Genomic DNA, 11,197 nt, shown 5'->3' with positions numbered 1-11,197 from the left:
AGACCTTTTGTGTTCGAAAACAAGAGGGAAAAGGTCTTCATAAAGGTGACGAAGACCTTTTACGTTTGAAAACAAGAGGGAAAAGGTCTTCATAAAGGCGATGAAGACCTTTTGTGTTCGAAAACAAGAGGGAAAAGGTCTTCATAAAGGTGATGAAGACCTTTTACGTTTGAAAACAAGAGGGAAAAGATCTTCATAAAGGCGATGAAGACCTTTTGCGACCGAAAATGAGTTGAAAAAGGTCTTCATAAAGGTGATGAAGACCTTTTGCGACCGAAAACAAGAGGGAAAAGGTCTTCATAAAGGCGATGAAGACCTTTTGCGTTCAAAAACAATCGAGAAAAGGCCTTCATACAGATATGAAGACCTTTTGCAACCGAAAGCGAGCAAGAAAGTGCTTTAATAAGTTAAGTAATGTTTATTTCACTAGCGATTTATAATATTGCCCTTTTTCAATATATTCTCGAATAACTCGGTCCATATCTTCCCGATCTTCAGGAGTTACTTCACGTACAACTTTTGCTGGATTCCCCATGACAACAGTATTTGGAGGAATTTTCTTCCCAGGTGGTACTATACTTCCAGCACCAACAATTGCCCCTTCTCCAACCTCTGCACCGTCAAGAATAATCGCTCCCATACCGATTAAAGCACGTTTTCGAACCACACAACTATGTAACGTTACCTGATGGCCAACAGTTACTTCATCCTCAATAATTAAAGCTTTATTTGGACTTTGATGCAAACAACTTAAATCTTGTATACTACAACGTTTACCGATTATTGTTGGAGCTACATCACCGCGAATAACCGTATTAAACCAAATTGTAGTATCTTCCCCAATAGTCACATCACCTGTAATAACTACATTATCTGCAAGATATACGGTTGGGTCTATTTTAGGATTTTTATCTTTATATGGGTAAATCATCGAAAAACTCCTCATTTCGAAGTAAAATTATATTATAATCCTAACAAATAGATTAGTTAAAAGGAAACAGTAAGTTATGAATGCCCATATTTGTTTCGGATGTGGGTAGGAGGAAAAGAAATGTGGAAATGGGAAGCTGAAGGGCAACCAAAAGCGGTTGTTGTTATTATACATAGTGCGTTCGAGCATCATCGTTGGTATGCATGGTTGATCGAAAAGTTAAGACAAGATGGGAATATTATCCTGATGGGGGATCTCCCTGGGCATGGAGAGGAATCAAAGTATGCTAGAATTCATGATAAAACAGTGAACGAATATTTAGAGTTTATTGAACCGCTAATGAAAAATGCCTTATCTTATGAATTACCTGTTTTTATCATAGGCCATGGATTAGGTGGTGCGCTTGCAATTCAATACTTGAAGAAAAGTAAAGTGGAATGTGCTGGTTTGATATTAAGCTCGCCGTGGTTATCGATGCAAAGACATGCCAATTTACTAACAAATGCTTTAGCAAACTTGGGAACGTTAACATCTAATATGAAAGTAACATTAGACTTTAATAAAAAAGCGTTAACCAATAGCCTAGATGGCTATCAAGAAATGGAAGATGAAATCGTATATAAAACAAGTGTCACAGTAAGTTGGTATAAAGAAATCCAGTTATTGTTGAAAAATCTAACTTCACATCAAGTAAGTACGTTATCTTTGCCAATACTTTTAATGACAGCAAAGCATGATAAAATAACTGATCCCGATCCGTCGAGAAAATGGCTTTTATCGCAAGCATCTAATGATATGCAGTATAAAGAATGGCCGATAAGCTATCATAATCTATTTCATGATTCAGAACGTGAGCAAGTATATTTTTATGTGAGAGATTTTATCAATAACACCGTACGATCTTTAGGATATATTGTGGAATAAGGTTATATGAAAAAAACTGCCATAGAGTCAAAGTTGTGACTCTACAGGCAGTTTTTTTTGGCGGAATGGCGGAAATCCGCATAAGAAAGAACACCATTTCGACCTATTTTGGGTCGAAATGTGTCTTTCTAGTTTTCTCAATAGCTACGATAAATGGTGGATCATTTTTTTGATTAAGAAATTCGTATTTTAATACTTGGAAATACTTTTGAGGTAAGTTGCTAACATAGTTTAGTACAGCGTCTCTTTCGGTTTTTCCACCTTCATGTCCGTGATAAATCACTAGAACAATGATGCCATTCAATTTTAATAGACTTAGTAAACTTTCAATCGCTTGAATAGTTGTTTCACCTGTTGTAATAATCTCATGATTGGCACCAGGTAAGTAGCCTAAATTAAAAACCGCACCAGCAATCGTCTCTGTCACGTACTTTGCGACATGTTGATGACCATCTAATATTACGGTCGCACGTTTGTCTAATTGATGGTCAATTAAGCGATTAGTTGTTGCATCAATAGCTTCCTGCTGAATATCAAAGGAATAGACATGTCCATTCTCTCCAACGATTTCAGCCAAATATAAAGTATCATGACCGTTTCCTGCAGTAGCATCAACGGCAATTTCGCCTTCTTCTATCGATTCTGCAAGTAAAAACTTCGCATATTGTAAAACGCGCTGCAATTTCATTCCTTAGATAACTCCTGCGTGTAGTATTTCCCCTGCCAGCTTCCACGTCGTTCTAGCTCTGCATCAATGCCATTTAGTACTTCCCACTTATTAACACTCCACATAGGGCCAATCATTAAATCAATGGGTCCATCTCCAGTAATACGATGAACAATCATCTCTGGAGGAAGTATTTCTAACTGATCTGCAACTAGCTTAATATACTGATCCTTTTCAAGAAATTCGAGCATACCTTTTTCGTACTGTTTTACTAAAGGAGTTCCTTTTAATAGATGTAAAAGGTGAATTTTAATCCCTTGCACATCAAGCTTTGCAACTTCACGAGCTGTCTCCATCATCATGTCATAGTCTTCTAAAGGTAAACCATTAATGATGTGAGTACAAACTCTAATCCCATGTTTACGGAGTTTTTCAACTCCTTCAACGTAAGTTGGGTAGTCATGTGCGCGGTTTACTAAATTCGCTGTTTTTTCGTGTACCGTTTGAAGTCCAAGCTCCACCCACAGGTATGTTCTTTCATTGAGTTCTGCTAAATATTCGACAACATCATCTGGTAAGCAATCAGGTCTTGTTGCGATACTTAGACCCATCACACCTTCGCATGCCAGTGCAGCTTCAAACTTTTCCTTTAAAACTGGAAGTGGGGCATGGGTATTTGTATAGGCTTGGAAGTAAGCCATCGTTTTACCATCTTTCCATTTTTCCTGCATTTTAGATTTTATTTTTTCAAATTGAACAGGAATTGGATCTACACGATCTCCAGCAAAGTCTCCACTTCCTGCAGCACTACAAAACGTACAACCTCCAAATGCCACTGTGCCATCTCGATTTGGACAATCAAAGCCAGCATCTAATGCTACCTTGTAAACTTTATGTCCAAATGTATCTCTTAAATATCGATTCCATGTATAATAACGCTTCCCATCTGAAGGAAAGGGAAAAGTATGTTCTGTCATTTTTTCACTCCTCTAAGACTTGTGCCAGCATCTAAGAGTACCTGGCATTACAACGATTCTGAAAATTCATTACACCTTTTGAAATGTCTTTGCATTTTCAACTATCTTATTATAACTTTTTCTTGTGCTTTTGGTTAAAGAAGAATACTATTATTTTTTGGCGGATATGAGAATTAATATTTTTATGAATAACATATCAGCTTTAGATTCAAAATTGGAGGAAACTTCATGCCAAAAAGTATATGGCTTTTAGTTATCGGAATGCTAGTAAATAATATTGGTAACTCACTCATTTGGCCTATTAATTCGATTTATATTCATGATCATCTAGGTCAAACGTTAACGGTTGCTGGTTTAATATTAATGATCAACTCCGGCGCAGGGGTTTTAGGTAGTTTAATAGGTGGATTTTTGTTTGACCGAATCGGCGGTTATAAATCTATCATGCTAGGAATTAGTATTACAATATTTGCTTTAACAGGTTTGACAATATGGCATGGTTGGCCACATTATGTCATCTTTTTAACTATTATGGGATTTGGTAGTGGTATTGTATTCCCATCTATGTTTGCGATGGTAGGTGTGCTCTGGCCAGAAGGTGGTAGACGAGGATTTAATACGATGTATATCGCGCAAAATGTTGGTGTTGCGATTGGTCCAGCTTTAGCGGGTCCGATAGCGGAGTTTAGTTTCACCTATATTTTTATGTCTAATTTAGTAATGTACATCGTTTTCTTCTTAATAGCCTTTTTTGGCTACCGAAATTTAGAAGCAAGTGCAGCATCCAGAGATAAAAGAGAAAAATCTAATGGTGTAGAAGAAGGCAAAACTAAAGACAGGTCTCCATTCTATTCTTTACTAATTGTAAGTTCTGTCTTTTTATTAGCAACCATTGCTTACTCTCAATGGGCTTCCACAATGCCATCTCACATGCAAGGGTTAGGTATTAGTTTACGAGAATATGGTTTAGTTTGGACGATCAATGGTCTACTAATTATTACGCTTCAACCATTGGCAAGCCCATTACTCAATCGATACGAACATAAGATCAAATCACAATTAGTAGTTGGTGTCATGATTATGATGCTTTCCTTTGTCGTTATTCAGTTTGCAGAAGAATTCACGATTTTCGCTGTTGCAATGATCATTATCACAATAGGTGAAATTCTTGTATGGCCAGCGATTCCTGCAATTGCGAATCGTTTAGCACCGAAAGGCCTTGAAGGGATGTATCAAGGAGTAGTTACTAGTGCTGGTTCTATTGGTCGTATGATTGGTCCATTTTTCGGTGGAATAATGGTCGATCAGTTTAATATGGAAATACTACTATGGGTACTTTGCATCATATTCATTATTGCGATTATTCCATGTTTACTTTATGATTGGCCGTTAAAAAAAGCAAACAAAACTCAGAAATATTAATAGCTAAAAGTTTCTACAGAGCAAGAATGTTAATGTTAACATTCTTGCTTTTTTGTATTTAAGTTTATAAAAAAATAGATTGAAATAGCTTGTGCTATATAATATCCAAAAATAATAAATAAAAAAAATTCATTTTACAACCAAGGTAGTGACATAGGTATGAAAGAGCATTCATATAATTTGACAAACAAGGGGGGATAGAAAAATTGTAGCGAACGAAACAAGTCACTCGATTATTCAAGCATTAATGAAATTGGATTTTACGGAATACGAATCGAAAATTTATCTCGCTCTACTAAAGTCTAGTCCGTTAAACGGCAATATGATAGCAAACCTATCTGGAGTTCCAGGCGCCAAGGTATATAGTTGTCTAAAAAAAATGGTTGAAAAAGAAATGATTTCAGTTGTTTATGGAGATGGTAAAAATCATTCAAGAGTAATGTACACACCAGTTCCATATTCAAAATTGATAGAAAGATATTCTTCGGATTTTCTGGAGAATTTAACTTTACTGAAAACAGAATTGAAAAATGTACAAAAGCGTAGTGTCGAACATCTAGTGGTAGATGAGTTATATCAAATGACTGATTATGAGACTGCGATTGATACTATAAAACATTTAATACAAAAAAGTAATAATTCTATTTATCTCTGTGGTTGGAATGAGATTTTTGCAATTCTTTATGAAGATTTAGTTGCAGCTCATGAGAGAAATGTAAAAATCGTTTCACTATTATTTGACCCACCATCTAAGGAAATTGAATGGAATAACACGGTGCATTTTGAACTTGATATTGTGCGGGAAAGACATGTTAGAGAGTTTAATATCGTTGTTGATGAGCAAAAGGTTGGTAATTGTCAATTTGACCATGAAAACACTTATTCAGTGTTTACTAGTAATCTCGCAGTCGTCCATACTACTTTAAATTACATACGACACGACATTTATATCAATAGATTAATCAAAGATCTTAACAAGGAAACGACTAAAAAATATGGAGAAGACTTAAGCGGGTTAATAAAAATGTAAAACATAGGGGGAAAAGAAATGAGAATTGTTGATTTATCAGTAACATTAAAAAATCCTAATCCAGAGGAATTAAAAAATCCTATTAACAAAGTTTTAACTGCTGAAATTGAATATCAAAGCCATTTAGATACTGTTCCACAAATTACGCAAGTATTAGGTTGTGAAGAAAAAGACTTACCTAATGGTTATGGCTGGGCTAATGAATCCGTTACACTTACGACACACTCTGGTACACATTTAGATGCTCCATATCATTATTATCCTACAACTGATGGCAAACCTGCTCGGACGATAGATGAATTGCCTTTAGAGTGGTTCTTTGGAGAAGGTTTCGTTTTTGACTTTACACATATGGTACCTGGACAAACAGTAACAGTTGAAGACATTCAAAACTATTTAGAAAAGGTAGATTATGAGATTAAAGAAGGCAATATTGTTTTCTTACGATTTGATGCAGATAAGAAGTTAGGTACAGCAGAGTATTATTCTCATTTTCCTGGAATGAGTGCAGAAGCAACGCATTATTTAATCGATAAAGGGGTAAAAATTATCGGTACAGATGCAATGGGCTTTGACATTCCATTTGACATGATAGCTGAGAAATTTAAGAAAACACAAGATCCAAGTGTCATTTGGGAAGCTCATCGTGTAGGGATGCATAAGGAATATTGCCAAATTGAAAAAATGGCAAATCTTGATAAGCTACCTCCATTTGGATTTAAAGTAGTTTGTATACCAATCTCTATTTATAAAGCAAGTGCAGGTTGGGTTCGTCCAGTAGCAATATTAGAAGACTAGGGGGAAAAGTATTGAAACTATGTTCATTTTCTGTGAAAAACAGTTATCCATATTATGAAAGATTAGGAGCACTTGTAGGCGATGACATCGTAGACTTAGCTGCAAGTTATAGAAGTTATTTAAGAGAAAATACAGATGTCGATCAAAACCGTACCGTTGAATTAGCAAACACATTGATTCCTACCGATATGACAAAGTTTTTAGAAGGCGGACAATATTCAATGGATGCAGCAAAAACTGCAATAGAATTTTCAAAAGAATCTTCACAGACGAATGATTTTGAAAAGATTCTTTATAAAATAGATGAAATAAAAATCCATGCACCTGTTAAGAATCCACCTACGATTAGAGATTTCCTATCTTTTGAAGAACACTTTGAGAACTCATTAAAAGCTTCAGTAGCAGTTAATAGTTCTAAGGGAGATCAAATCTCATTAGGCGGTTTAGTTCCTAAAGTTTGGTATGAAAGACCAATCTATTATAAATCTGTAGCATCGACAATTATTGGAACAGAAGAAGAATGCGTTTGGCCTTCATATTCAAATGTAATGGATTATGAATTAGAGTTTGCTTGTGTTATTGGGAAACGAGCAGAAAACGTAAGCGCAGCTGAAGCATCGAATTATATTGCTGGATATCTAATTTACAATGATTTTTCCGCTCGAGATACACAACTTCAAGAGATGGAAGGTCGGTTAGGGCCTGCCAAAGGAAAAGACTTCTGTACTGCAATGGGGCCATTCTTGGTTACGCCTGATGAAATTGAAAATGTATATAATCTTGCAATGACTGCTAGAGTGAATGGGGAAGTGTGGAGTGAAGGAAATACATCTACAATGTATCGAACTTTCGAAGACATTATCGAATACGTATCACAATCTGAACCGTTAGTTCCAGGAGATATTTTAGGTTCTGGTACTGTAGGAAAAGGCTGCGGATTAGAATTAGGTAAATTCTTGAAAGATGGAGACATAGTTGAATTAGAGGTTGAAGGTCTAGGCGTTTTACGAAATCAAATCCGTGCAAATGGAAGGGGATAAATATTGAAAAAATGGTTTGTCGCATTTGTCACTATTCTTTCAGTTATTGTTTTAGCAGCATGTGGTAATAATCAAACAAATACAAGCAATTCTTCAAATACAAACAATGGAACGTCAGGAGAAACGAATAATAGTACAACAGAAGAAGTCTTCGTTTTTAAATCAACTATTCAAGCACCAAAAACAGCATCGTTATCAAAAGGTTTTGATGCATATTTAGATTTAGTTGAAGAAAAATCAAGTGGAAGAATTAAGTTCGAACGCTATTATGGCGATGCATTAGTTAAACCAGCAGATGTTGCAGACGCTGTAGGTGCTGGTATTGCGGATGTTGCAGTAGTTGTACCAAGTTATACTCCTGCTGCTAATCCTTTAAGTACAATCGAATCACTTCCAGCATTATGGAATGATCAATGGACAGGCACACGAGCATTAATGGATTTATACGAAGAATTTCCGGAGTTGGGTGCGGAATTTGAATCAAGAAATATTTCCATTCTCGGAGGTTGGGCATTACCTTCATATCGAATTGTTTCAAAAACAGATGTTGATAGTTTTGAAGATTTAAAGAACCTTAAAGTAATTGCTTCGGGTTCCCAAGCGTTATTAGCTGAAGCATTCGGCGCAGTATCTGTTGGTGTCACAATGCCTGAAAGTTTTGAGGCGATGGAACGTGGTGCAGTTGATGGAGGATTATTAGGTTATACATCGTCTTCAACTTACGGTATTCATGAAATTGCTGGTAGTGTATGGGAATTACCAATCGGAAGTCAAGGTGGTTTATTTGGAATGAATACTGCTAAATACAATCAACTTCCAGATGAATTAAAACAAGTGTTTAAAGATGCTGCACTTCAAAATGCAATCGACTTCCACAAAATTTATCAAACTGAAGGTGAAACAGAGGCAAAACAAAAGTATTTAGATGCAGGAGTGAAAATTAATGAAGCAACTCCAGAGCATATTGCACAATTACAACAAATAGCTGAAGATGCAGTTTGGAAAAAATGGGTTGAAGAACGTTCAGGTAAACCTGCCCAAGAAATATTAGATCGCTTCCGAGAGCTAATTAAAAAATACGATCAGGAATACCAAGCTAATGGAGGAGTAAATTGAGGAGGTGTCACCTGAATGAATACATTTCTCAAATTCCAGAAGAAGCTTGAACTTTGGTTGATGTATTTAGGAGGCTCATTATTAGTTGTCTTAATGTTTGTAATTAGTGCTGAGTCTATTTTACGAAAGTTTGTCAATTACAGTATTCCAGGCATATTTGAAATAGCTAGTCAATTAATGGTTGGGGTAACTTTATTAGGAATCTCCTTAGTTCAAGCTGATAAAGAGCATATAAGTGTTGATATTTTCAATAACTACTTACCAAAAATTTTTATCAAGTTCACTGATATATTTATATATTTGTTAGGAATAGGTTTAACTTCAGTCTTTGCTTATCAAGGATTCTGGAAATTTCTCGAATCCTTTCAATCAGGTGAGACCGCAATGGGCTTAATATCTGTACCATTTTGGCCAGGTCGTTTAATTGTTTTCCTAGCAATGTCAGTATTATGTTTAAGATTTTTAGTGGACTTAGTTACCGTAATAGTAAAAAAAGCAGATGAAGTAGAAACAAAAGAAACCTAATTAAGTACCTCGAAAAAATATCGAGGGGGGATTTACCTGAGTACGATAACAATTGGATTTATAGGAATTGTTATAGTAGTTGCATTATTAATGTTACGCGTTCCTGTTGCAATAGCAATGGGAACGGTAGGATTCATCGGTTATTGGTTAATTAGTGGTTTTGAACCGGCAGTAAAATTAATGGGTATGGTACCTTTTTCAACGGTTGCAAATTATACATTTACTGTAATACCACTATTTATATTAATGGGATATTTTGTTTATTATGGTCAATTAGCGACAGACATGTTTTCTTCTATTAGCAAATGGTTTGATAGAGTGCATGGAGGTATTTGTTATGCAACCATAGTCGGTGGTGCGGCATTTGGTGCTGCTAATGGATCAGGTCCTGCTTCTACAGCAACCCTAGCAAAAATTACAGTACCTGAAATGGAACGATTAGGTGTTAATCGGAGATTAGCCTACGGAATCGTAGCATCCGCCGGACCATTAGCTCAAATGATTCCCCCTAGTATGTTAATGATTATTTATGCCATTTTAGCTGAACAGTCAGTTGGGAAATTATTAATTGCAGGAATTGTTCCGGGCCTTATTATCGCACTCGGATATATTTTAACTGTTTTCATCTTATTAAAAAGAAATCCAAGTTTGGCTACTAAAAGTGAACGATATACTATGAGAGAAAAAGTGAAATCCTTAAAAGGTATTTGGGGAATAACTCTTTTAATCGGTGCGATCATGGCCGGATTATACTTAGGGTATTTTACGCCAACTGAAGCAGGTGCTATCGGTGCGTTATTAGCTTTATTAATTACTATTTTTTCTAAAAAGTTGACGTTCGAAGGATTTAAGAAATCAGTTATGGAATCCATAAAAACAACTGCAACTGTTTTCTTAATAGTCGTATCCTCATTCTTATTTGGCTACTTTTTAGGAATTTCACAAATACCACACACTGTGTCAACTTTTTTAACAGGATTAGATGTACCTCCAATGGTAATCATGTTTGGAATTTGTGCTTTATATATATTCCTTGGAATGTTCATTGATATGTTATCTGCAATGTTTTTAACAATTCCTATTATTTTACCAGCAGTTATTAGTTTAGGGTTTGATCCTGTTTGGTTTGGTGTTATCGTTGTATTTTTAGCGGAGATCTCATTAGTAACTCCTCCATTTGGTTTAAGTATTTTTATGATTCAAGGTGCTGTAAAGGGAAGTAAATATTCAGAAATACTAAAAGGCTCAGTTCCATTTATCGTTGCTGATTTTGTTATTTTATTAATTTTCTTGTTCTTCCCAGACCTTATTTTATTCTTACCTAATTTAATGTAGTAAACGAAAGCGCGCATCCAACAATATGTTGAGTTGCACGCTTTTTTAAATTTAGTAACAATTCAAATTCCTTAGAATATAATGCGTAAATAAACTTTTCTTTTTAATATTATTAGCAAAATTGCTGGTTTCCCTTTTAAAAGTGGGCATAACTCAAGTAATTATTACTAACACTTGTACTTTTTGAAAATTTACATTAAAATGAATTCATTATTAAAATGAGCGACTATGAGAAGGAATAGTAGGTTTTGAAGCTTTTAAGAGAGCTAGCGGTTGGTGTGAGCTAGTAAGTAGAAAAATCGAACTCGCCTAGGAGTCTGTTTTAGTGAAATTAGCTAAAACCGTTTTTCCGCGTTAAGGAATTGAGCTGAGTGCTAGTCACTAACTTGGGTGGTACCGCGGGAGTAAAATATTCTCGTCCCTTCTGTATTG

At 35.5% G+C, this 11,197-nt stretch carries 11 protein-coding genes and 1 other annotated feature; of the genes, 8 read left to right on the top strand and 3 right to left on the bottom strand.

The genetic code is table 11. The features are described 5' to 3' along the window. Positions 1 to 418: 418 nt before the first annotated feature. Positions 419 to 931 carry a gamma carbonic anhydrase gene (locus tag CD29_RS17860; protein WP_036189974.1) on the bottom strand — a complete coding sequence of 171 codons (513 nt, stop codon included), beginning with the start codon at positions 929 to 931 and terminating at the stop codon, positions 419 to 421. 120 nt (positions 932 to 1,051) lie between these two features. Here CD29_RS17860 and CD29_RS17855 point away from each other — a divergent pair, with 120 nt between their 5' ends. After that, positions 1,052 to 1,855, top strand: a complete 804-nt coding sequence (locus tag CD29_RS17855) for an alpha/beta hydrolase (protein ID WP_036189972.1) — start codon at positions 1,052 to 1,054, stop codon at positions 1,853 to 1,855. A 103-nt stretch (positions 1,856 to 1,958) separates the two neighbouring features. Here CD29_RS17855 and CD29_RS17850 read toward each other — a convergent pair whose 3' ends face one another. Together CD29_RS17850 and CD29_RS17845 are read right to left on the bottom strand one after the other, a co-directional pair. Next, positions 1,959 to 2,543, bottom strand: coding sequence for a class I SAM-dependent methyltransferase (locus CD29_RS17850; protein WP_036189970.1), 585 nt, complete (start codon positions 2,541 to 2,543; stop codon positions 1,959 to 1,961). Further along, positions 2,540 to 3,499, bottom strand: coding sequence for a TIGR01212 family radical SAM protein (locus CD29_RS17845; protein ID WP_036189968.1), 960 nt, complete (start codon positions 3,497 to 3,499; stop codon positions 2,540 to 2,542). Before CD29_RS17845 ends, CD29_RS17850 begins: the two co-directional genes overlap by 4 nt. Positions 3,500 to 3,727: 228 nt before the next feature. On the opposite strand from CD29_RS17845, the gene CD29_RS17840 reads away from it, so the two are divergent. The 7 genes from CD29_RS17840 to CD29_RS17810 all read left to right on the top strand — a co-directional run bounded on the left by CD29_RS17840 (position 3,728) and on the right by CD29_RS17810 (position 10,765). Then, positions 3,728 to 4,921, top strand: a complete 1,194-nt coding sequence (locus CD29_RS17840; protein WP_036189966.1) for an MDR family MFS transporter — start codon at positions 3,728 to 3,730, stop codon at positions 4,919 to 4,921. 247 nt (positions 4,922 to 5,168) lie between these two features. Beyond that, the gene (locus CD29_RS17835; protein ID WP_081976311.1) at positions 5,169 to 5,951 is read left to right on the top strand and encodes a TrmB family transcriptional regulator; all 783 of its coding nucleotides are present in this window, start codon (positions 5,169 to 5,171) and stop codon (positions 5,949 to 5,951) included. A gap of 18 nt (positions 5,952 to 5,969) precedes the next feature. Next, entirely contained in the window at positions 5,970 to 6,749 is a 780-nt protein-coding gene (locus CD29_RS17830; protein ID WP_036189962.1) for a cyclase family protein, read from the top strand. Between the two features lie 11 nt (positions 6,750 to 6,760). Beyond that, positions 6,761 to 7,789, top strand: coding sequence for a fumarylacetoacetate hydrolase family protein (locus CD29_RS17825; protein WP_036189960.1), 1,029 nt, complete (start codon positions 6,761 to 6,763; stop codon positions 7,787 to 7,789). Positions 7,790 to 7,792: 3 nt separating this feature from the next. After that, positions 7,793 to 8,905, top strand: a complete 1,113-nt coding sequence (dctP, locus tag CD29_RS17820; RefSeq protein ID WP_036189958.1) for a TRAP transporter substrate-binding protein DctP — start codon at positions 7,793 to 7,795, stop codon at positions 8,903 to 8,905. Between the two features lie 15 nt (positions 8,906 to 8,920). Beyond that, a complete protein-coding gene (locus CD29_RS17815; protein ID WP_036189956.1) occupies positions 8,921 to 9,430 on the top strand; it encodes a TRAP transporter small permease in 510 nt (169 codons plus the stop codon). 30 nt (positions 9,431 to 9,460) lie between these two features. After that, on the top strand, positions 9,461 to 10,765 hold the full coding sequence (locus tag CD29_RS17810; RefSeq protein ID WP_328286498.1) for a TRAP transporter large permease: 1,305 nt from the start codon (positions 9,461 to 9,463) through the stop codon (positions 10,763 to 10,765). A 219-nt stretch (positions 10,766 to 10,984) separates the two neighbouring features. Further along, positions 10,985 to 11,191: a binding site (T-box leader), on the top strand. The last annotated feature ends 6 nt before the right edge of the window (positions 11,192 to 11,197 follow it).

This window comes from Ureibacillus manganicus DSM 26584, assembly GCF_000772945.1.
Classification (GTDB): domain Bacteria; phylum Bacillota; class Bacilli; order Bacillales_A; family Planococcaceae; genus Ureibacillus; species Ureibacillus manganicus.
The sequence above is the reverse complement of the archived record's forward strand: the minus strand, read 5'-3'. Positions and strand labels throughout refer to the sequence as shown.

What these genes read in the sequence shown, in the direction of transcription:
- CD29_RS17860 (WP_036189974.1), bottom strand. Translation starts at nt 931, where the DNA reads ATGATTTACCCATATAAAGATAAAAATCCTAAAATAGACCCAACCGTA.
- CD29_RS17815 (WP_036189956.1), top strand. Translation starts at nt 8,921, where the DNA reads ATGAATACATTTCTCAAATTCCAGAAGAAGCTTGAACTTTGGTTGATG.
- CD29_RS17855 (WP_036189972.1), top strand. Translation starts at nt 1,052, where the DNA reads ATGTGGAAATGGGAAGCTGAAGGGCAACCAAAAGCGGTTGTTGTTATT.
- CD29_RS17830 (WP_036189962.1), top strand. Translation starts at nt 5,970, where the DNA reads ATGAGAATTGTTGATTTATCAGTAACATTAAAAAATCCTAATCCAGAG.
- CD29_RS17845 (WP_036189968.1), bottom strand. Translation starts at nt 3,499, where the DNA reads ATGACAGAACATACTTTTCCCTTTCCTTCAGATGGGAAGCGTTATTAT.
- CD29_RS17840 (WP_036189966.1), top strand. Translation starts at nt 3,728, where the DNA reads ATGCCAAAAAGTATATGGCTTTTAGTTATCGGAATGCTAGTAAATAAT.
- CD29_RS17850 (WP_036189970.1), bottom strand. Translation starts at nt 2,543, where the DNA reads ATGAAATTGCAGCGCGTTTTACAATATGCGAAGTTTTTACTTGCAGAA.
- CD29_RS17835 (WP_081976311.1), top strand. Translation starts at nt 5,169, where the DNA reads ATGAAATTGGATTTTACGGAATACGAATCGAAAATTTATCTCGCTCTA.